Source organism: Williamsia sp. CHRR-6 (genome assembly GCF_018474015.1).
Classification (GTDB): domain Bacteria; phylum Actinomycetota; class Actinomycetes; order Mycobacteriales; family Mycobacteriaceae; genus Williamsia_A.
Map to the genome: position 1 here is coordinate 1,140,189 of NZ_JAHCSG010000001.1, position 20,252 is coordinate 1,160,440.

Genomic DNA, 20,252 nt, shown 5'->3' on the forward strand with positions numbered 1-20,252 from the left:
CTCGGAGAGTCACACAAATGATGCACTTTGTCGGATCGACAGTTCAGGCTGCCGCTTCGTCGGTCGGATCGTCGGGAGTGCGGCAGGTGTACTCCAGCCACAACGCCGCCGCACCCAACGCGATGGCCCCGATCAGCCCGATGATCGCCGCCGGGCGGTCGTGCGCGGCGGCTGAGGAGTCGCGCAGCGACAGCAGATAGATCAGCAGCCCCGTCCACACCCCCACAGCCAAGGCAGACAACAATGCCGACGACTTGGCCAGGGCCACCACCCGCGCCGCGGTGAGTGGGTGCAGTTGCCCGCGGGCCGCGCCCACCTGCGACTCGGAGATACGCGCACGCACGATGAACGCTATGACCAACTCCACCACCGCCAGCACGTAGAGCACCACCCCGGCCAACAACGGCAGCGGAGGCAGGCTGCCGTAGTTGACCCGCACCAACAGCCAGGTGATCAGCGCGACCACCGCGGCGATGCCCACCAGGTCACGCACCCGCGTGGGGGTGAGGGTCGGCTCGGGTTCGGGTCCGTCGCCGGGTCGAGGACGAGGGGCATCGGGGTGAGGGCTCACCCGAGATCCTCGCGCCGCTGACTCGACCGGGCCGCAGGCAGGGTGACCGGATCCCACCCGGGTGTCGACAACGGTGTCACGGCCGCCACCTCCCCAGGATCGAGTAGGTCGATCAGCTCTGACACCGACCGCTCGCCCCGCGCCGTCCACAGCCGCGCGGCCGGATCGGCATCGAGCCAGGGAACCAACACGAATGCCCGAAGGTGCGCACGCGGATGCGGCAGCGTCAACGTCTCGTCGTCGCTTCGCACCGCCACCCCGTCGATCTGCGCGCTGATCACGTCCACATCCAGCGTGCGCGGCCCCCACCGCACTGCACGGGTGCGTTGCGCGGCGCGTTCGAGCTCGAAGCCCAGCTGCAACCAGTCCATCGGGGTGACGGCATCGTCGTCGACGATCAACACCGCATTGTGAAAGTCTTCCTGCGACACCGGGCCCCACGGAGGGGTGGAGAAGATCGCAGAGGCAGCAACCACATTCGGCGCCAACCGGGCACGCACCGACGCCAGCAGCTCGGTTCGGTCACCCATGTTCGACCCGATCGACAACACTGCGCGACTCACGCCGACATCGCCTTACGGGACCGTCGCGCCACCACCGCCACATCGGCGAAGGTCAGCGGGATGGGCGCAGATGGCTTGTGCAGCACCACTTCACACGCCGCCACCCGCTCGTCGCGCATGATGTCCTCGGCGATCTCGGCGCTGACCGTCTCGATCAGATCGCGGGGTTGCCCGGCGATGATGTCGTGTGCGCGTTGGGCCAGACCGCCGTAGTCGACGGTGTCGGCGAGGTCGTCCGACGCTGCCGCGGGACGCAAGTCCACCCACAGCGTGATGTCGACGATGAACTCCTGACCGTCGCGCCGCTCATGGTCGAACACCCCGTGGTTGCCACGTACAGCCAAGCCGCGCAACTCAATTCGATCAGCCATCCACCAGTCCTCGTCGTCCTCCGTCGGTCCAGGCCGTCGCGACAGCGATCGCGTCACGACTCGAGACCACATCATGTACCCGTACACCCCACGCCCCGTTGACCGCGGCCAACGCGCTGATCGCCGCAGTGGCCACCTCGCGGCCGTCGGGGGGACGCGGGTTGCGCGGGGTGCCCAGCAACGAGCCGAGGAACCGCTTACGCGAGGCCCCCACCAGTACCGGGAATCCCAGACCCACCAGCGTGGGCAAAGCGTTGAGCAACGCCCAATTGTGTTCGGCGGCCTTGGCGAAACCCAGTCCAGGGTCCAGGATCAGGGCGGTGGCATCCACCCCGGCAGCCACCGCGGCATCGACCTGGGCCAGCAGCTCCCCGCTCACCTCGGCCACCACGTCACGGTAGCCGCCCACATCGTCGACGCGGTGGGCGAACTTCGCGTCGTCATCAGGCTGGGCATCTCCGACGCGGTGGGGCCGCCAGTGCATCAGGATCCAGGGAACCCCGGCGTCGGCCACCACCCGCGCCATGTCCGGGTCGGCGCGACCGCCGGAGACGTCGTTGACCACCACGGCCCCGGCCGCCACCGCCGCCGCCGCCACCGAGGCGCGCATCGTGTCCACCGACACCGCGATGCCCGCCTGCGACAACGCCGCGATCACCGGGACCACCCGAGCGCGTTCGGTCTCGACATCGACCCGGGTGGCCCCGGGTCGCGTCGACTCGCCGCCCACGTCGACCAGGTGGGCCCCGGCGTCCACCAACGCCCGCCCATGGGCGATGGCGACGTCGGTGTCGAGGTAGCGACCGCCGTCGGAGAACGAGTCGTCGGTGACGTTGAGGACCCCGACGATGCGGGTCGGCCCCGGGCGGGTCAGGTCACCGCCGAGCGGTGGGGTGGGTGGGGAGTTCACAAGCGATCCGACTCACCGGGAGGTGACCTACGAGCTCCGGGCGATCAGGTCCAGGGCCTCGCCGCGACTGACCGCACTGGTCTTGAACAGTCCACGCACCGCAGAGGTGGTGGTCTTGGCGCCTGGCTTGCGGATGCCGCGCATCGCCATGCACAGGTGCTCGGCCTCCACCACGACGATCACGCCGCGCGGGTCGAGGCGACGCACCAGGGCGTCGGCGATCTGGGTGGTCAGCCGCTCCTGCACCTGCGGACGCTTGGCGTAGAGGTCGACCACGCGGGCCAGCTTGGACAGACCGGTCACCTGGCCGGTGGCGCCGGGGATGTACCCGACATGGGCCACCCCGTGGAATGACACCAGGTGATGTTCGCAGGTGGAGTACATCGGGATGTCACGCACCAGCACCAACTCGTCGTGGCCCACGTCGAAGGTGGTGGCCAACACGTCATCGGGGTTGCAGTGCAGGCCGCCGAACATCTCGGCGTATGCCCGCGCCACCCGCCCGGGGGTCTCTTTGAGACCGTCGCGGTCGGGGTCCTCGCCAACGGCGATCAGTAGTTCGCGAACCGCCGCTTCGGCGCGCGCGGCGTCGAAAGGTGCGATGGCAGAACGGTTTTCGGATCGGGTCATCAGCTTTCTCGCTCTTCTCGTGAGGCAAGACCGATCCGTCGCGGTTCGGCCCGGAAGCGAGGGACCCCGTGTCTCGGGATCCCTCGCCAGTCGATCAACGGTCGGGGTGAGACGAGCCGTCCTGGCCGTTGCGCGGTTCACCCGGCCAGCCCGGCGCCGACCACCCCTCCGGGGCGCCGTAGTCCGGTCGGGTTCCGGCGCGACCGTCCGGGCGCGGGGCGCCGGGCCGGGTGGGACCCGGATATGCGGTGCCACCGCCTGGGTTCGCTGGCGGAGCGTGGCCTCCCGCAGGCGGATAGCCCTGGGGATACCCCGGATACCCGTTCGGGGGATACCCGTTCTGGGGATACCCGTTGTGGGGGTGACCGTTCTGGGGATACCCGTTGTACTGCTGTGGGTATCCGTGTCCATTCGGTCCGGGCTGCTGTGCAGGCGGCTGACCGTAACCGGTGTAGCCGTGCTCGGGCGCCGGTGCGCCCGACGACCCCACACCGACCGGCTGCTTGGTCAGATCCGGGGCGGGCTCGGGGGGCCACGGCTCGCCACGCTCGGTGGCGAGTTCGCGTGGCGTCTTGACCGGCGGCTTGTCGCTCGGGGTGCGCTCGCCGAACTCGTCGAAATCGGTGATCCGCGGCCGCTTGACCACGTCGGCGAAAATCTCCTCGAGGTCCTTGCGCGTCAACGTCTCCCGTTCCAACAGCTGAGTGGCCAGGTCGTCGAGCGTGTCGCGGTACTCGTTGAGGATGGCCCACGCCTCGGTGTGGGCGGCCTCGATCAGGCGCCGCACCTCGGCATCGATCTCGGCGGCCACCTCGGTGGAGTAGTCGGTCTGGGCGCCCATGCCGCGACCCAGGAACGGGTCCCCCTGCTCCTGGCCGTAGCGCACCGCACCCAGCTTGGCGCTCATGCCGTACTCGGTGACCATGGCTCGGGCGATCTTGGTGGCCTGATCGATGTCCGACGACGCGCCGGTGGTCGGCTCGTGGAACACCAACTCCTCGGCGGCACGTCCACCCATCGCCATCACCAGCCGCGCGATCATCTCCGAGCGGGTCATCAGGTCCTTGTCCTGCTCGGGCACGGCCAGCGCATGGCCGCCGGTGCGGCCGCGGGCCAGGATGGTGACCTTGTAGATGGGGTCGAGATCGGGCATCGCCCACGCAGCGAGCGTGTGTCCACCCTCGTGGTAAGCCACGATCTTGCGTTCGTGCTCGCTGATGATGCGACTCTTGCGACGCGGTCCGCCTACCACCCGGTCCACCGACTCCTCCAGCAGTTCGGCGGTGATGGTGGTCTTGTGTTCACGCGCGGCCAACAGCGCGGCCTCGTTGATGACGTTGGCCAGGTCGGCACCCGACATTCCCGGGGTGCGCTTGGCCAGACCGTCGAGGTCGGCGTCGGCGTCGATGGGCTTGCCCGCGGCGTGCACCTTCAAGATGGCGCGGCGACCCGCCATGTCGGGGTTGGTCACCGGGATCTGGCGGTCGAAACGACCCGGTCGCAGCAGGGCGGGGTCGAGGATGTCGGGGCGGTTGGTGGCTGCGATGAGGATCACGCCCTGGCGATCGCCGAACCCGTCCATCTCCACCAGCAGCTGGTTGAGGGTCTGCTCACGCTCGTCGTGGCCACCGCCGAGGCCGGCCCCGCGCTGACGCCCGACGGCGTCGATCTCGTCGACGAAGATGATGCAGGGACTGTTCTGTTTGGCCTGCTCGAACAGATCACGCACACGGCTGGCACCCACACCGACGAACATCTCGACGAAATCGGAGCCCGAGATGGTGAAGAACGGCACCCCGGCCTCACCGGCCACCGCGCGGGCCAGCAACGTCTTGCCGGTTCCGGGCGGTCCGTAGAGCAGTACCCCGCGCGGGATCTTGGCCCCCAAGGCCTGATAGCGCGTCGGGTTCTGCAGGAAGTCCTTGATCTCGTAGAGCTCTTCGACGGCCTCGTCAGCACCGGCCACATCGGCGAAGGTGGTGGTCGGCATGTCCTTGGACAGCTGCTTGGCCTTCGACTTGCCGAAGCCCATCACCCCGCCCCGGCCGCCCTGCATACGGCTCATCACGAAGAAGAACAGCCCGAACAGCAGGATCATCGGCAGGATGAAGATGAGGATCTGCCACAGCACCGACTCTTGGGTGACGTTGGTCTGATACTTGGCACCCGACTTGGTCACCGAGGTGAACACGAAGTTGGTGGCGTCGGAGGGGTACTTCGCCGAGATCTTCTTGCTGCCCTGCACCTCGTTTTTCAGCGTGATGCGCAGCTGCTGCTCGCGGTCGTCGATCTGCACCGACGACGCGTTCTTGATGTTGAGCTGGGTGAGCGCCACCGAGGTGTCGACGCTCTTGTACTCGCGGTTGCCATCACGGAGCACCGTGAAGCCCCAGATCGCGAGCACGACGACGGCCACGATGGCCAGATTGCGGAAGACAGTCTTTCGATTCATCACGTCCCAGCCGGCGCCGGCGCGTCCCTTCGCAGAAGTTCCCTGAGAATGCCCAGGCTACCTGTCAACGCCTCAGGACACCTCTGCGTTCCCGATCGGTAACCTTGAACTCATGCCACGCACGATTGCGACGACGACTCAGGTCGACCGCGACACCCTTCTGGAGTTCCTGCGCACCCGCCACGACCTCATCCTGTTGACCACCCGCAGCGACGGATCGCCACAGATGTCCCCGGTCACCGGCGGTGTCGACAGTGAAGGTCGCATCGTCATCTCGACGTACCCCAGCCGGGCGAAGACCCGCAACGCCCAGGCGCGCCCGCAGGTGTCGGTGCTGGCGCTGTCGCCGGAGTTCAACGATCCTTGGGTGCAGGTCGACGGCACCGCAGAGGTGCTGCACCTGCCCGAGGCACTCGACGGGCTGGTCGACTACTTTCGCTGCATCGCAGGCGAACACCCCGACTGGGACGAGTACCGCGCCGCCATGACGACGCAGAACAAGTCGCTCATCCGGATCACGCCGGTGCGGTGGGGTCCCATCGCCACCGGCGGATTCCCCGCCGATGTGGCCGCCAAGCTCGACAACCACGAAGGTTGACCCGTCGACCGTGCCCAAATAGCCCGTCGACCGTGCCGAAATAGCGCGTCGACCGTGCCGAAGTAGCGCGTCGACCGTGCCGAAACTCGACGCCTCGCCTGCGACGGGCACGAGAACCGTGCGCGAGCGGCGACCCCGGAGTGACCACGACACGCTCGATGGTCATCTACCGCCCACTCGACGGGAGTTACCGCCCACTCGACGGGAGTTACCGCCCACTCGACGGGAGTTACCGCCCACTCGACGGGTGATGGGTCAGGCGTAGGTGGGTGCCACGCGCGGCCACGGCTGGGCCGCCTCGATCTGCGCGGCCAACCCCAGCAGAGTGGCCTCGCTCCCGGGGCGCCCCACCACCTGCACCGACATCGGCGTACGCGATCGCGGATGCATGCCGAACGGGATGGCGATCCCCGGCCAACCCACCACGTTGAACGGCGCCGCGAACGGTGCGTAGGTGCTGTTGGCCAGCATGTTCGCCGACCATGGCGCTCGCACCCAGCGACGAGCCCGCAGCGGCGAGCACGCCAGGGCCGGGGTCATGATCAGCTCACACCCCAGCTCGTCGAGGTGACGCGCATAGCCCTCAGCGGCCACGCGCGCGTGGCCTGGATCGATCCAGCCACGCTGGTTCACCTGTCGACCGATGGCACCGTGCACGCGGGTGCGCCACGCCAGCCCCGCTCCCCGACGCTGCGCGGCGGTGTGCAGCCCGATGTCGTCGAGATCGGCCGACACCCCGCCGAACCACCGCGACAGCATTGGCAGGATGTTCTTCGGATAGGGCAGGCGGGTGTCGTGGATCCGATGCCCCAGCGAGGCGACGAGTGTCGCGGCCGCTCGCAGCGTCGACGCCCAGTGCGGATCGACCACACCGACGGTCAGCGAGTGGTTGGCCGCCACCGCGACCGACGTGGCGGCCAGATCGGTACGCGCTGCGGCCACGGCGAACGACATGTCCCCGGCCATGACCCCGAACATCAGCCCGGCGTCGGCGACGGTGGTGGCCAGCGGACCGTTCTCGATCATCCCGTGCCAGCCGCCACCGCCCGGGATCAGTCCTGGCCCCGGTTTCAGCCCGACCAGGCCGGTGCAGGCGGCCGGGATACGTATCGAACCCATGCCGTCACTGCCGTGTGCGATGGGCACCACACCCGCGGCGACCGCGGCCGCCGACCCACCCGAGGACCCTCCCGGCGTGCGAGCCCGATTCCATGGGTTGCGTGTGATGACCTCGGTGGTGTCGGTGGCGCCGAACACACACATCTCGGGCACAGCGGTGATGCCCACGACCACCGCCCCGGCCGCGCGCAGGCGGGCGACCACCGGATGGTCGGCGGGCTGCGGGGTGTCGGGAGTGGCGGACGTCCCGATCCGCATCGGTTCACCGGCCACCGGCACACAGTCTTTGATGGCGACCGGCACCCCGGCCAGCGGCAGCGTGGCGCGATCGGCTCGCCGATCCACCACGTCGGCCTCGCCCAACGCGGCCGCGGCGCGCACCCGCACGAACGCGCCGAGTTCGCGGCTGCGTTCGATGCGATCCAACGCGTCCTGCGTGACTGCGCGCGCGGTCGTGCGCCCGCGCGCCACCTCGCCGGCGATGGTGACCGCGGTGGTGCTCACGGTAGGCCGACCGTTGCGGTCACGACTGGTAGACCTGGGGTTTCAATCGGCCGATGAACGGCAGGTCCCGATACCGCTCGGCGTAGTCGAGGCCGTAGCCGACAACGAATTCGTTGGGGATGTCGAAGCCGACCTCGGTCACCTCGACGGTGGTGCGCACCGCGTCGGGTTTACGCAGTAGGGTGCACACCGCGATCGACTTGGGCTGGCGCGAGTTGAGGTTGCGCATCAACCACGACAACGTGAGACCGGAGTCGATGATGTCCTCGACGATCAACACGTCGCGGCCGGCGATGTCGCGGTCGAGATCTTTGAGGATGCGGACCACGCCGGAGGACGAGGTGGAGCTGCCGTAGGAACTGACGGCCATGAACTCCATCTGACACGGGATGGGTAGCGCCCGAGCGAAGTCGCTCATGAACATCACCGCACCCTTGAGGACACCGATCAACACCAGGTCGTCGGTGGCGTCGGCATAGCGCGCGGCGATCGCGGTGGCGAGTTCGCCGATGCGGTTCTTGATCTGTTCCTCGGTGATGAGAACGGCCTCGATGTCGCCTGGGTAGGCGGTATCCGAAGGGTTGTCGAGGCCGCGTTCGTCACGGTTGTCGCTCACGGTGATCAGCTTGTCACGTCTGCGCTACACCACACCCATCGGTCCACCCGATGGGAGAACTCCACAAGTACGAACGCACGAATCTGGACCACCCGGCTGGCTGTGTCGGTCTGGCAACCGTTAATGTGTGCGGTGCCATAGTCCGGCGGAAGCTGGGGAAGCGAAGGCACGTGATGACGGGGCCACCACGTGTCGACGGGCCAGGAACGGTCTTGACCATTCGTTTTCCCCGGGGGGGCACGCTTCTCTCGGGCCCACTTCCACACGGACGGAAAACATCACACATGAGAATGCGTATCGCGCTAGCTGCGGCTGGGGTTTCGCTGGCAACCGTTGCCGGACTGGTCACCGCCGCACCCGCATCGGCCGCCCCCGCGCCCGAGAAGATCAACTACACGGCCAAGGTTCAGGGGCAGTCCATCCTGTTCACCACCACCGCGGGCAGCCTGCGCACCGCCAACGGCCAGTTCCAGGTGGTCGACTCGGTCGGACGCGTGGTCGTCGCCTACCCGTTGACCTACTCGTTCAACAATGTCGCCCTGCCCATCAAGGTCTCGGCCAAGGGCCGCAGCGCGACCCTCACCCCGCAGCTACCGGACTTGCGGCGCAACGCGGCGGCGCCGACCACCCGGGCCGAGCGTGATCAGCAGGCGCTGGCCGTCCTGGGCAGCAACGTCTCGACGTCGGTGACCATCGGATCGCTGGTGGGCACCATCCTCGGGTGTGTGGTCGGTCTGCTCGGTGCGGTGGTGGGTTGTGTGCCCGGAGCCGGCATCGGCGCCGTGGCCGGCACCATCATCGCCGGTGGGCCCACGCTGATCGCGGCGGCCGTGCAGTACTTCAACACCATCCGCGCACCGTTCAAGGCCCCGCCGAAGGTCGCAGCCGGTCGGTGATCGGCCCCTGTTCGTTCGACGCGGCGCCCACCGTCACCGGTGGGCGCCGTGTCGTCACCGGCCATCCACACTGTGAGACTCGGGCGAGACTGCCACGGGCCTGCACACCTGTGTGGTGACCGATACCATCCTCAACGAACCGTCGACCGGAGGACAACCCCTGTGATGAAGATGCGCACCGCTGCGATCTCGTTCCTGGCCATCGTGGCCACCGCCCTGGGCCTGGTGACCGTGGCCCCGGCCAACGCCGCTCCCGCCCCCATCCGCTACACCGCCAAGGTGGTCGGCCAGAGCATCGTGTTCAGCACCGATCTCGGCTCACTTCGAGTGGTGGGCAACACCTTCCAGGTGCTCGACACCCGCGGGAAGGTGGCGATCTCCTACCCCCTGACCTACCGCTTCAACAAGACGGCATTCCCGATCAAGGCCACCGTCGCCGGGCGTTCGGCCCGGCTGACGCCGACGCTGCCTGATGCGGCGACCCTGCGTCGCACGGTGGCCGCGCCCACCACCCGCGCCGAGCGCGACCTGCAGGCTTACCAGAAGTTCAACACCTACCTGACCACCTCGATCACCATCGGTTCGCTGATCGGGACCATCGTGGGTGCGGCCATCGGATGCATCTTCATCCCCGGAATCCCCATCCCCTGCCTGTCCGGTGCGGTCACCGGGGCCGGTATCGGCGGCGTGGCCGGCACCATCATCGGCGGTGGGATCACCCTCGCCGTCGCCGGTGTCGAGTACCTCAACACCACGCGCGCTCCGTTCAAGGCACCGGGCGCTCCTGCTGCCCGCAAGCCCGCACCGCGCCCCACGCGCTGACAAGGGTTGCACCGCACGTGAAGCGGCTGCTCAGCGTGGTTCGAGAGCCACACTGAGCAGCCCTTCTGCGTTGCGCACCACGCGTCGATGACTCGCGCCACCCCCGATCGCCACCGTCGCATCCCGTCTCGGCACATCCCCCAGCGGACGACGCACCAGCGTGTCCACAGCTCGAAGCAGTCGCTCGGTGATCTCGGTGGCCCCGTTGTCCCCCAACCACCGCCGCAGCACCCGCATCCGGATGGCGTGGGGAACCCCGATGAGCGGGGCACACACCAGCTCGTGCGTTCCCGCCCGGGTGCACTGCGGCCACACCGCCTGCGCCCACTGATCCAGGGCGTCGGAGTCGGATCGGAGCTGTTCGGCGGTGCGCGCCAACGCCGGGGCCACACCGCCCTGCAGCACGTCCTCCAGCAGCGGCAGCACCTCGCTGCGCAACCGCGACCGCATGAATCGCGGGTCGGTGTTGTGGGCATCGAGGTGGGCGCGCAGACGCAGCTCCGCGCAGGCGCGGTGGGTGACCGTTCGTCGCACCCCCAAGAGTGGACGCCCCCACGGCTCGTTCCACGCCACCATGCCCGCCAGGGACCGCGGCCCCGATCCGCGCGACAAACCCAACAACACCGTCTCGGCTTGATCGTCGAGGGTGTGGGCCACCAGCACCGGCCGACCGTCACGCGCGGCCTCCAGCGCGGCGTAGCGGGCCGTGCGTGCGGCCGCCTCGGGCCCCCCGTCGGTGCCCACCTGCACCGACACCACCCTGGCGGTGGCGCCCAGTTCGCGGGCGTGATCGGCCGCGGTGTCGGCCACCGTCGCCGAATTGTCCTGTAGCCCATGGTCGATGACCACGGCATGGACGTCGAGGCGCGCGCCCACGGCGGCGGCGGTCAGGGCCAACGAGTCGGCACCACCGGACAGGGCCACACACACCGACCGGGCCCCGTCGAGGTGAGCGGCCGCGAAACCGCGCACGGCGGTGATCAACTCACCGAGCGCCGGTCCCGTCACAGGACCCGGTCCACCCACCGGCGCGGTTCGTCGATCTCGTCGGGCCGCGGCATGGTCTCCGGACCGGTCCAGATGGCGTTGAACCGGTTCATCCCGACCGTACTCACCACCTCGTCGACGAAGGCCTTCCCGCGAATGTATTGCGCCAGTTTGGCATCCATCCCGATCAACGCCCGCACAAGGCGCTGCAGCGGGCTCTGCGAGCGGGTGCGGCGGCGATCGAAGGCTTCGCGGATGGTGGCGACGGTGGGCACGTGGGCGGGTCCGACGGCGTCCATCACGTGGTCGGCGTGGCCTTCGAGCAGGGTGCCCAGCATCATCAACCGCGTGAACGCCTCGTACTGTTCGGGCGTCTGCAGCACCTGCATCGCGCCGAGAATCCCCTTCTCGCGCTTGACTCCTGAGCGCAGAGACGCGGTGAGCCGAGCCACCAGTTCGGCCCCGGTCTCGGTGTTGTCGGTGCTGACCACGGCGATGTTGTCCGACATGTAGTCACGCAACCACGGGTTGGCCGAGAACTGCACGCGGTGAGTCACCTCGTGCAGGCACACCCACAGCCGGAAGTCCGAGGGCACCACCCGCAGCGAACGTTCCACCGCGATGATGTTGGGGGTGACCAACATCAGTACCCCGTCGGTGCCGCTGTGCGGGTCGGGCGAGAACGGATCGTATTGGCCCAGAATGGCTCCCGAGAGGAATCCGAGCAATCCACCGGCCTGGGCTCCGGCGATGCGACCGGCGATGTTCAGACCGGGCGGGGGGTGGTCGGAGCCGCCGAGCATTGCCGACATCGACCGGGCCGCAGCAGTGATCCACTCGCCCCGGTCGAGGACCGACGCAGCGGGCACGGGCAGGCCGTCGCCCAGTCCGGTCACCTCCCGCACCGGGGCCTCGGCGCGCACCGCGGACGCACTCAGTTCAGCCCGAGCGGCATCGAGGGTGTACGCGGTGGTCGATGGGCCCGCCCGGGCCACCCGACGGCCGACCGCAGCCGCCAATGACCAGTCGATCCGGTTGCCCGGCAACAGGTTTCGATCCCGATCACCCATGTCGGTCATCGGCAGCCACAGGCGCGTAGGCGAGAGACCACGGTGTCGAGTGCGGGGCGCGCCTGGTCCGGGGAGGTCCCGGTCGACATCAGGGTGAAGGTCAGTACCCGGTTGTCCTTGGTCTGCACGATCCCCGCGAGGGTGTTGACCCCGGTGAGGGTGCCGGTCTTGGCCCGCACCCAGCCGGCCGCGGAGGTGGCGGAGCCGGCGAAACGTTCCGACAGGGTCCCGGTGGCCCCGGAGATGGGCAGTAGATCCAGCAGCGGACGTAGCTTCGCGTTGCCCGACCCCGCCGCAGCCAGCAGCAGCTTGTCGAGGATGACGGCGGGGATGCGGTTGTCGGTCGAGAGCCCGTTGGTGTCGGCCAAGCTCACCCCGGTGAGGTCGATCCCCGCGCCCCGCAACACCGACGGCACCGCCGTCGCCGCGCCCTCGAGGCTGGGTTGCCCGCCGGTGGCCTGGGCCACCTCGATCGCGATGGTCTCGGCCAGCACGTCGTCGCTTTGCACCATCATGTCGCGCAGCCGCGTCATCAGCGGCGCCGAGCGCACCGAGGCGATCTGGCGCGCGGCGGCTGGGGCGAGGGCGGTACTCACCGTCGCATCGGGCAGACCCAGCGCATCGGCCAGTGCCCGACCGGCGGCCAGCGCCGGGGCGGGGGTCCGTGGGGAGATGTCGGTGGGCTGGATGCGCCCGGAGTCGGTCATCACGGCCTGCACGGGCGCGATGGAGCCGCCGGCGATGTCGGCGCGCTCCCAGCTGGGCGCGAAGTCGGGTCCGGTGAATCGGCTGGTGTCCACGGCCAGCGACGTGACCCGCACGCCGGACTTCTTGATCTGGGCAGCCAGATCGGCGATGCGTGCAGCGTCGGTGAACAGGGTGTCGGCACCGATCGGGCGGGTGGAGATGGTCGGGTCGCCGCCACCGACTAGGACCGCGCGTCCGGCGGCGTCGACCACGACGGTGGTGGTGAGGCGTTGATCGGCGGGCAGCGTCAGCAGGGCTGCGGCGGCGGTGAGGATCTTGGTGGTCGACGCCGGTGTCACCGGGCGGGCGGGGTCTTGCGACCACAGCACCTCACCGGTGATGGCATCGGCCACCTGACCGGTCACCGTGCCCAGCGCCGGAGCGCGCACCGCCGGGGTGATCGCGGCGGTGACCCCGGCCGCGGTCGGTTGGGGGGCGGCGGCGCCCACCGGAGCCACCTCGGGGGAGAACACCACCGGTTGCGGGCGCGGCGGCGCGGTCGATGCCGGAGTGGACGACGAGTCGGAGTCGACCGAGATGGCCACCGCCAACACCACCCCCGCCACCACGAGCAGTGCGAGCACGGGAAGCACGGTCCACCAGACGCTGACGCGTCGCCCTGGCCCCACCTTCACCGGTGCTCCCCTCTGCTCGATCGGCGATCTCCCACAGTATCCGCCACCAGTGCGGCCGGCCCTTCGCGAAGGTGGTGGGTCGGCTTGGCCGGTTGGGCCGCACGCGAGCGCCGGCGGGGATACACGGTTGCCTGGGTCGCGTTTGCCACTGCGGTTGCTGTGGTGACAGTGGGAAACGCCATCTGAGCACCCGCGCCGGGCGTGGCTGATCTCCAAGTATGGTGATCGGCGGACAGTCATGGATCGGTGTCGGCAGAAGGGTGTTATCAGTGGAGTTCGAGGTCACGATCGAGATCCCCAAGGGCCAGCGCAACAAGTACGAGGTGGATCACGAGTCGGGGAAGGTCTACCTCGATCGCTACCTCTACACCTCGATGGGCTACCCCGCGGACTACGGCTACATCGACGGCACCCTGGGCGAGGACGGCGACCCGCTGGACGCGATGGTGCTGCTGCCCGAGTCGGTGTTCCCCGGCGTGATCGTCAAGGCACGCATCGTCGGCATGTTCACCATGACCGACGAGGCCGGCGGGGACGACAAGCTGCTGTGCGTACCCGCCGGCGACGTGCGCTGGGATCACATCACCGACATCGGTGACGTCTCCGAGTACGAGCTGGGCCCCATTGCCCACTTCTTCGAGCACTACAAGGACCTCGAACCCGGCAAAGAGGTGACCGCCGGCGGTTGGGTAGGTCGCGAAGCCGCCGAGAAGGTCGCCCAGGAAGCCATCGAAAGGCTTGCCGCACAGGGTCACTGACCCAGCCGGATCGGCCGAGGATCTCCGTGCAGGCCGACCGCGCGTGCACCGAAGTGCGTTCGGAGACCGAATGGTTCATCGGTGCATCCACACCGCAGAACGAGGTGGCCGCACCTAAGACCCAGGTGCCCGAGGTGACCTTCGTCCTCGACCACTGCGGCAAACCGGCGATCGACGACGTCGACGAGTTCAACAGGTGGGCAACCGATCTCGGCGAGCTGGCCCGGCGTCCAACCGTCTACTGCAAGCACTCCGGGCTGGCCACGGAGACCTCCAGACACCCGGAGCGGGTCGGTGTCCGCCTGGCTCACGCACTGGACGCCTTCGGTGCCGATCGCTCGATGTTCGGCTCGGACTGGCCGGTGTGTACCGAGGCGACGACGTGGTCGCCTCACACCCTCGTTGCGCGTCCGACTCGCCGCCGGATGCACGAGATGTGGGCCCACTCCGCAACCAGCAAGCGGCGACTCGACCGGCATTGCGCTGCGGCCCCCTCGGCGCGGTAACGATGGTTTGCCAAAGCCACCGAACAGCGCCGATGCCGTGATCAGGTTCGGCTGTCACCTGAATCCTCGGCGAGGTGGCGCGCATAGGGCCGGTCGGCCTCATGCTTACCGACTTTGTCGTCGGCCGGTTCGGTCGACCCGGTGACCACATCGGTTGCCACTGCGAGTTCGGCGGCCTGCTCCTCGGCCGCAGCCTGAGCACCGGAGGCACCGCGTAGCGGGACCTCTTTCCACAGGAACACCACGATCATCGCGACCACCGACATGATCGACACGCTGAGGAACACGGTGTCCATCGAATGGGCGAAACCCACCTTGATCGGTTCGGCAACGGCGCTGGGCAGCTTGGGGATCACCGAGGTGTCGTTGAGCACCGACCCCGCTCCGCCTGCACCGCTTCTCAACGCCTTACCCAGAGCGGCCACCGACGGATCACTGCTGGCCACGGCTTCGGCGACACCCTTGCGGAAGTCCGGGGTGGTCGCGGCCTGCTCGATCTCGTCCCTGATGTTGGGGCCCAACCGCGAGAACAGGATCGAGAAGAACACCGCGACACCCAAGGTGCCACCGATTTGGCGGAAGAACGTGGCCGAGCTGGTGGAAACGCCCATGTCCTTGGGCGGCAACACGTTCTGCAGGGCCAGCGTCAACGGCTGCATCAGGTTGCCCAAACCGAAGCCGAGGAAGAACGCCATCACCATCACCAACCACAGCGGGGTGTCGATGCTGATCCAGTGCATCAGGTAGGTCGTGACGGTGATCAAGATGACCCCGATGATCGGGAAGATCTTGTAGCGGCCGGTCCGCGAGATCGCCTGTCCCGACACGATCGATGCGCTCATCAGACCCAGCACCATCGGCAGCAGCTGCAGGCCGGCCACCGTCGGGCTGGACCCGCGCAGCACCTGGAAGTACTGCGGGAGAATGGAAATGGCACCGAACATGACCGCACCGATGATCACCGAGATCACGATGCCCTGTGCGAACACCCGGTTCTTGAACACTCGCAACGGGATGATGGCCGCCTCGCCCATGGCCTTCTCCACCGCCACGAAGGCCACCACGCCGATCGCGCCGATGATGAAGCAGGCCACCGTCTTCGGATCGCCCCAGCCCCACTCGCGACCTTGCTCAGCGGCGATCAGCAAGGGCACCAGACCCACCACGAGAGCCGTGGCTCCCCACCAGTCCAGCGGACGCTTCTCGCCGCGGATCTGGTCGTAGTTGAGCACGCGGTAGACGATGACCAAGGCGATGAAACCCAGTGGGACGTTGACCAGGAACACCCAGCGCCACCCGGTGATGGCCAGGATGGACGACTGTCCGGCGAACAAGCCACCGAGCACCGGCCCCAGCACGCTGGAGGTACCGAATACGGCCAGGAAGTAACCCTGGTACTTGGCGCGCTCCCGCGGCGGCACGATGTCCCCGATGATGGTGAGCGCCAACGAGAACAGCCCGCCGGCACCCAGACCCTGGACCGCGCGGTAGACGGCCAGCTCGTACATCGACGTGGCCGTGGCGCACAGCAGCGACCCGATGATGAACAGGGTGATGGCGGTCATGAAGAACGGCTTGCGGCCGTACATGTCCGACAACTTGCCGTACAGCGGGGTGACGATGGTCGAGGTGATCAGATAGGCGGTGGTGACCCACGCTTGCAACGAATAGCCGTTGAGATCATCGGCAATGGTTCGGATGGCCGTGGACACGATGGTCTGGTCCAGCGCGGCCAAGAACATCCCCATCAGCAAACCCGTCATGATGGTGAGGATCGCCCGATGGCTCAACTGGCCGGATGCGCCGGCCCCGTCCGACGTCGACTCCTGTGCAACAGCATCCTGACTCACCGAGATGCCTCCTGTTCTTCTCGTTTCGGGGTGGAACCTGCGGGAGAACGGCCCGCAGGGACGTGGGCGGACGGCTCGGCCTCGAGATGCGAGCTGGTGTTCGCGGGGGCGATCACCTGGTGGTCGTCGACCTGGTTGGCCAGCACCTCGCAGGAGTCGACGAACTTCGACATCAGGTGCGTCAGCGTCTGGATGTCGGCGTCGGTGAACTCGCCGAGCGCGTCGTCGAGGGTGCTGACCCGGTGTTCACGCACCGATCGCACCTGTGCGTGGCCGGCGGCGGTGAGCACCAGGATGGTGGCGCGCCCGTCGCGTGGATCGGCCTGTCGCTCCACATAACCAAGGTTCACCAGGCTGGCGACGTGCCTGCTGATGGTGGATGGATCGGCGAACAGCACATCGGCCAGCTCACCCGACCGCAGTGGCTGCGCGGCCAGGGCGAACAGACACTGGAACGCAGCGGTCTCCACCACGCCGTCGGCAGTCTTGAGCTTGGTGTTGACCAGCCGCTCCTTGATGCGGCCGTAGCGCCCCATCACGCCGAGCAGCTGATCGACGTGGTCGCGTCGTGACATTGTTTACACCTCAAACAAGTTTTGACTAGCAAGTACTTGGACAGCGCAAGTATGCACCCGAGCCGGTGGCTTCGCAAACACGCCCGCCACCAGCGTCGACTACCTTCCTGTGGGTGACCTCTCCTGCACCGTCGCCCCGGCCACATTTCACCGCTATGCCCGACCTCGCGTTGCGCACCCTCGGCGGGGCGGTGATCTGGAGCAACGACGACCTGTTCGCCGAGGCCCAGAACCTCATCACCGCCGAACCCGCCGAGTACCGTCCCGCCACGTTCGGACACAAAGGCCAGATCTACGACGGCTGGGAGACACGCCGCCGACGTGAGGATGGCGTCGACCAGGCCGTCATCCGGCTCGGTGTCCCCGGCGTCGTTTACGGCGTGGTGGTCGACACCGCCTGGTTCAAGGGCAACTACCCGCCGATGATCTCGGTCGAAGCCGCGGCGGTGCCGGGGTATCCGCACGCCGACGAAGTGGCGACTTCAGCCGACTGGCAGACCATCGTCGAACGCAGCCCGGTCAACGGTGACACGCGAAACCCGTTCCCGGTCAACACAACCGAACGGTTCACCCACGTAAGACTGACCATGTACCCCGACGGCGGTGTGGCGCGGTTGCGGGTGCACGGGCGCGGTGTGCCCGACCCGGAGTTGCTCGGCCACGGCCCGGTCGACCTGGCCGCCCTGGAGAACGGCGGCATGATCACCGCCTGCTCCAACATGTTCTACAGCTCACCCAACAATCTGTTGATGCCCGGTCCGCCGCGCACCATGGGCGAAGGATGGGAGACCTCCCGACGCCGCGATGCCGGCAACGACTGGGTCCAGGTGCGACTGGCCGCCGAGGGCGTGGTGCGACTGGTCGAACTCGACACCACCTATTTCATCGGCAACGCACCGGGCGCAGCGCGACTACAAGGCCGCAACGGGACCGACGGCGAATGGATCGACCTGATCGCGCGCACTGCACTGCAGCCCGACACGCGGCATCGACTGGTGGTCGACGATGACGCACCCGCGATCAGCGAGGCACGTCTGGACATCTACCCCGACGGTGGGATGGCGCGACTGCGGATGTTCGGTGCCCTGACCGACGCCGGTCGAACCGATCTCACCCACCGCTGGGAATCCGGCGAAGCCTGACCGGCGTCGGTTGGGCGGAAAACCTCGTCGAGTGGGCGGAAACTGCGTTCGGTTGGGCGGAAAACCACGTCGGCTGGGCGGAAACTGCGTTCGGTTGGGCGCGACCGGCGGTTGCCGCCCACTCGATCGGGTTTTCCGCCCACTCGATCGGGTTTTCCGCCCACTCGACGTCAGGCAGCGTGGGTGCGGCTGTGGCGGGCCCGCAGTCGCGGCAGCACCTGGTCGGCCACCAACGCTGCGGTGGCCAACCCGTTCACCGGGGTGATGATCACAGCATCGGCCACCTCGGCGACGTACAGGTCGTCGATGAGGCTCAGCAGTCCAGCCGGGGTGCCCACGTATTGAACGGTCGGTCGCGTGGTCGCGGGTGGGTCACCGGCGCGCAACCGGGCCGCAGCGTATTCCGATCGGGCGTCGGCGGCCCGCTCTGCGATCACCGCCTCCACCTCCAATGCCACCACCAGATCGGCTGGGTCGCCGTCGAATTCGGCACGCAGCCGGGCTCGTTCGGCGATGCCGTCGGCCAACCGCCCGCGCCTGATCCGCACCACCCGGGCCGGACCGGCGCTCGTCGGGCGTGGCCCGCTCCACGCGATGGGGTGGTCTTCGCCGTCGATGGCGACGGTAAGTTCGGGTCGGGTGCGGGTCATCAGATGCCTTCCCATTCGGTCTCGTCGGTGAGTTCGACCAGGGCCGCCAGCAGACGGTCGAGGTCGGCGCGGTCGGTTCCCAGTCCGAAGCTGACCCGCACCGCACCGTCGGGACAACCCAACTTGGACAACAACGGGTGGGCGCAGAAACGTCCATCGCGCACCCCGATCCCGTGAACGTCGTTGAGGTACTCGGCCACGGCCCGCGGAGAGTGTCCGGCCACGGTGAACGCTGCGATGCCCACCCGATCTGCGTCGCACGCAGACGACCAGAGGGACAACCGCGCCACGCCGGCGATGCTGTCGAGTCCGGCTTCGAGGTGGCGGCGCAGATCTCGTTCTTGGGCTTCGATCGTCGCGAAGCCGATGACCTCGATCGCCCGGCATGCCGCAGCGATGGCGATGGCGCCCAACACGTTCGGAGTTCCTGCCTCGTGACGCGCGGGTCCGTTGTGCCAGCGCACCGACACCTCGGCGTCCACGTCCACCGTCGCCCCGCCGCCGGCGAGGTAGGGCTGGGCCGCGTCCAACCAATCGCCCCGCCCGGCCAGCACCCCCGCACCGAACGGCGCGTACAGCTTGTGTCCGGAGAACACCAGGTAGTCGATGTCGTCATCGACCAACGACACCGCCCGGTGCGGCGCCAGCTGAGCGGCGTCGATCAGGATGCGGCTGCCCGCCGCGTGCGCGAGCGCGGCCAGACGTCGCACCGGCAGCACCTCGCCGGTCACGTTGGATGCTCCGGTGACGGCCAGCAACGACGTGGGTGCGGCCGCCAACGCCTCGCTCAGCCGCGCACATGTCTCGTCGATGGTGGCACCGGAGGCAACGACCCGCGCACCGTATCGCTTCCAGGGCAACAGGTTTGCGTGGTGCTCGATGTCGAGGACCACCACCGAGCCCGGCACGGCCCCAGCCAGCAGGTTGATCGCGTCGGTGGTGTTGCGGGTGAACACGACATGATCACCCGCGCGGGCCCCGATGAACTCGCGCACCGTCTCTCGCGCCGCCTCGTAGCGAGCGGTGGTGCGCTGTGAGAGGTATCCGGCGCCCCGATGCACGCTGGCGTACTCGGTGAGCGCCGTGCCGATCTCGGCGGCCACCGCGGTCAGCGCCGGCGCGCTCGCGGCGTAGTCGAGGTTGGCGAATCGCACTGTCGCGCCACGGCATTCGACGGCGGTGTCAGCGCCGACGACCTCGGCCAGCGGGCGACGGTCGGAAGTCGCAACAGCGGTGGTGGGGCACGCCAGACGGCGCAGGGTGGGGGTGCTCACAGCACA

General features: G+C 68.2%; 21 protein-coding genes. 6 read left to right on the forward strand and 15 right to left on the reverse strand.

The features are described from left to right. Positions 1 to 43 precede the first annotated feature (43 nt). The 6 genes from KIK15_RS05080 to ftsH all read right to left on the reverse strand — a co-directional run bounded on the left by KIK15_RS05080 (position 44) and on the right by ftsH (position 5,497). Positions 44 to 571 (reverse strand): DUF3180 domain-containing protein, encoded by a 528-nt coding sequence (locus KIK15_RS05080; protein ID WP_214243001.1) that lies wholly within the window; start codon positions 569 to 571, stop codon positions 44 to 46. Continuing rightward, positions 568 to 1,134: a 2-amino-4-hydroxy-6-hydroxymethyldihydropteridine diphosphokinase gene (gene folK / locus KIK15_RS05085; RefSeq protein ID WP_214243002.1), complete on the reverse strand. Its 567-nt coding sequence runs from the start codon at positions 1,132 to 1,134 to the stop codon at positions 568 to 570. Before folK ends, KIK15_RS05080 begins: the two co-directional genes overlap by 4 nt. Next, the gene (gene folB / locus KIK15_RS05090) at positions 1,131 to 1,505 is read right to left on the reverse strand and encodes a dihydroneopterin aldolase (protein WP_214243003.1); all 375 of its coding nucleotides are present in this window, start codon (positions 1,503 to 1,505) and stop codon (positions 1,131 to 1,133) included. Before folB ends, folK begins: the two co-directional genes overlap by 4 nt. Beyond that, positions 1,498 to 2,355 (reverse strand): dihydropteroate synthase, encoded by an 858-nt coding sequence (gene folP, locus KIK15_RS05095; RefSeq protein WP_214243267.1) that lies wholly within the window; start codon positions 2,353 to 2,355, stop codon positions 1,498 to 1,500. Before folP ends, folB begins: the two co-directional genes overlap by 8 nt. 87 nt (positions 2,356 to 2,442) lie before the next feature. Beyond that, positions 2,443 to 3,045 (reverse strand): GTP cyclohydrolase I FolE, encoded by a 603-nt coding sequence (folE, locus tag KIK15_RS05100; RefSeq protein ID WP_214243004.1) that lies wholly within the window; start codon positions 3,043 to 3,045, stop codon positions 2,443 to 2,445. Between the two features lie 94 nt (positions 3,046 to 3,139). Further along, positions 3,140 to 5,497 (reverse strand): ATP-dependent zinc metalloprotease FtsH, encoded by a 2,358-nt coding sequence (gene ftsH, locus KIK15_RS05105; protein ID WP_214243005.1) that lies wholly within the window; start codon positions 5,495 to 5,497, stop codon positions 3,140 to 3,142. Positions 5,498 to 5,609: 112 nt separating this feature from the next. On the opposite strand from ftsH, the gene KIK15_RS05110 reads away from it, so the two are divergent. After that, positions 5,610 to 6,095, forward strand: a complete 486-nt coding sequence (locus tag KIK15_RS05110; protein ID WP_214243006.1) for a PPOX class F420-dependent oxidoreductase — start codon at positions 5,610 to 5,612, stop codon at positions 6,093 to 6,095. Positions 6,096 to 6,350: 255 nt separating this feature from the next. On the opposite strand, the gene KIK15_RS05115 is transcribed toward KIK15_RS05110, so the two are convergent. Both KIK15_RS05115 and hpt read right to left on the reverse strand, forming a co-directional pair. Then, positions 6,351 to 7,718 carry an amidase gene (locus KIK15_RS05115; protein ID WP_307851736.1) on the reverse strand — a complete coding sequence of 456 codons (1,368 nt, stop codon included), beginning with the start codon at positions 7,716 to 7,718 and terminating at the stop codon, positions 6,351 to 6,353. A 19-nt stretch (positions 7,719 to 7,737) separates the two neighbouring features. Next, a complete protein-coding gene (hpt, locus tag KIK15_RS05120) occupies positions 7,738 to 8,334 on the reverse strand; it encodes a hypoxanthine phosphoribosyltransferase (protein ID WP_214243007.1) in 597 nt (198 codons plus the stop codon). Positions 8,335 to 8,618: 284 nt separating this feature from the next. Here hpt and KIK15_RS05125 point away from each other — a divergent pair, with 284 nt between their 5' ends. Together KIK15_RS05125 and KIK15_RS05130 are read left to right on the forward strand one after the other, a co-directional pair. Beyond that, entirely contained in the window at positions 8,619 to 9,230 is a 612-nt protein-coding gene (locus tag KIK15_RS05125; protein ID WP_214243008.1) for a hypothetical protein, read from the forward strand. Positions 9,231 to 9,395: 165 nt separating this feature from the next. Next, on the forward strand, positions 9,396 to 10,052 hold the full coding sequence (locus KIK15_RS05130; protein ID WP_214243009.1) for an ammonium transporter: 657 nt from the start codon (positions 9,396 to 9,398) through the stop codon (positions 10,050 to 10,052). 30 nt (positions 10,053 to 10,082) lie between these two features. Here KIK15_RS05130 and tilS read toward each other — a convergent pair whose 3' ends face one another. Genes tilS through dacB form a run of 3 tightly spaced genes read right to left on the reverse strand, consistent with a single transcriptional unit; the run spans position 10,083 to position 13,440 of the window. Next, on the reverse strand, positions 10,083 to 11,036 hold the full coding sequence (gene tilS / locus KIK15_RS05135; protein ID WP_214243269.1) for a tRNA lysidine(34) synthetase TilS: 954 nt from the start codon (positions 11,034 to 11,036) through the stop codon (positions 10,083 to 10,085). Positions 11,037 to 11,056: 20 nt separating this feature from the next. Then, positions 11,057 to 12,118, reverse strand: a complete 1,062-nt coding sequence (locus KIK15_RS05140) for a zinc-dependent metalloprotease (RefSeq protein WP_214243010.1) — start codon at positions 12,116 to 12,118, stop codon at positions 11,057 to 11,059. Continuing rightward, positions 12,115 to 13,440: a D-alanyl-D-alanine carboxypeptidase/D-alanyl-D-alanine-endopeptidase gene (dacB, locus tag KIK15_RS05145; RefSeq protein ID WP_307851737.1), complete on the reverse strand. Its 1,326-nt coding sequence runs from the start codon at positions 13,438 to 13,440 to the stop codon at positions 12,115 to 12,117. The genes KIK15_RS05140 and dacB overlap by 4 nt, the downstream gene beginning before the upstream one ends. A 320-nt stretch (positions 13,441 to 13,760) precedes the next feature. Between dacB and KIK15_RS05150 the strand changes: the two genes are divergently transcribed. Then, a complete protein-coding gene (locus KIK15_RS05150; RefSeq protein ID WP_214243012.1) occupies positions 13,761 to 14,249 on the forward strand; it encodes an inorganic diphosphatase in 489 nt (162 codons plus the stop codon). A gap of 26 nt (positions 14,250 to 14,275) precedes the next feature. Next, positions 14,276 to 14,755 carry an amidohydrolase gene (locus KIK15_RS05155; RefSeq protein ID WP_214243013.1) on the forward strand — a complete coding sequence of 160 codons (480 nt, stop codon included), beginning with the start codon at positions 14,276 to 14,278 and terminating at the stop codon, positions 14,753 to 14,755. Between the two features lie 41 nt (positions 14,756 to 14,796). Here KIK15_RS05155 and KIK15_RS05160 read toward each other — a convergent pair whose 3' ends face one another. Both KIK15_RS05160 and KIK15_RS05165 read right to left on the reverse strand, forming a co-directional pair. Further along, complete coding sequence (locus tag KIK15_RS05160) at positions 14,797 to 16,605, reverse strand: MDR family MFS transporter (protein ID WP_307851738.1); 1,809 nt, start codon at positions 16,603 to 16,605, stop codon at positions 14,797 to 14,799. Beyond that, positions 16,602 to 17,180 carry a MarR family winged helix-turn-helix transcriptional regulator gene (locus KIK15_RS05165; protein WP_214243014.1) on the reverse strand — a complete coding sequence of 193 codons (579 nt, stop codon included), beginning with the start codon at positions 17,178 to 17,180 and terminating at the stop codon, positions 16,602 to 16,604. Before KIK15_RS05165 ends, KIK15_RS05160 begins: the two co-directional genes overlap by 4 nt. A gap of 113 nt (positions 17,181 to 17,293) precedes the next feature. Here KIK15_RS05165 and alc point away from each other — a divergent pair, with 113 nt between their 5' ends. Continuing rightward, positions 17,294 to 18,322 carry an allantoicase gene (alc, locus tag KIK15_RS05170; protein WP_214243015.1) on the forward strand — a complete coding sequence of 343 codons (1,029 nt, stop codon included), beginning with the start codon at positions 17,294 to 17,296 and terminating at the stop codon, positions 18,320 to 18,322. A gap of 170 nt (positions 18,323 to 18,492) precedes the next feature. Here the strand turns inward: alc and KIK15_RS05175 are convergent, their stop codons facing one another. Together KIK15_RS05175 and KIK15_RS05180 are read right to left on the reverse strand one after the other, a co-directional pair. Further along, the gene (locus KIK15_RS05175) at positions 18,493 to 18,987 is read right to left on the reverse strand and encodes a hypothetical protein (RefSeq protein ID WP_214243016.1); all 495 of its coding nucleotides are present in this window, start codon (positions 18,985 to 18,987) and stop codon (positions 18,493 to 18,495) included. Beyond that, entirely contained in the window at positions 18,972 to 20,231 is a 1,260-nt protein-coding gene (locus KIK15_RS05180) for an aminotransferase class V-fold PLP-dependent enzyme (protein WP_374222818.1), read from the reverse strand. The genes KIK15_RS05175 and KIK15_RS05180 overlap by 16 nt, the downstream gene beginning before the upstream one ends. Positions 20,232 to 20,252 lie beyond the last annotated feature (21 nt).

Bases quoted from the DNA above. Each gene is read 5' to 3' on its own strand.
- folB (WP_214243003.1), bottom strand. From the start codon at position 1,505: ATGGCTGATCGAATTGAGTTGCGCGGCTTGGCTGTACGTGGCAACCAC.
- folE (WP_214243004.1), bottom strand. From the start codon at position 3,045: ATGACCCGATCCGAAAACCGTTCTGCCATCGCACCTTTCGACGCCGCG.
- ftsH (WP_214243005.1), bottom strand. From the start codon at position 5,497: ATGAATCGAAAGACTGTCTTCCGCAATCTGGCCATCGTGGCCGTCGTC.
- KIK15_RS05110 (WP_214243006.1), top strand. From the start codon at position 5,610: ATGCCACGCACGATTGCGACGACGACTCAGGTCGACCGCGACACCCTT.
- KIK15_RS05125 (WP_214243008.1), top strand. From the start codon at position 8,619: ATGAGAATGCGTATCGCGCTAGCTGCGGCTGGGGTTTCGCTGGCAACC.
- KIK15_RS05130 (WP_214243009.1), top strand. From the start codon at position 9,396: ATGAAGATGCGCACCGCTGCGATCTCGTTCCTGGCCATCGTGGCCACC.
- KIK15_RS05140 (WP_214243010.1), bottom strand. From the start codon at position 12,118: ATGACCGACATGGGTGATCGGGATCGAAACCTGTTGCCGGGCAACCGG.
- KIK15_RS05165 (WP_214243014.1), bottom strand. From the start codon at position 17,180: ATGTCACGACGCGACCACGTCGATCAGCTGCTCGGCGTGATGGGGCGC.
- KIK15_RS05175 (WP_214243016.1), bottom strand. From the start codon at position 18,987: ATGGGAAGGCATCTGATGACCCGCACCCGACCCGAACTTACCGTCGCC.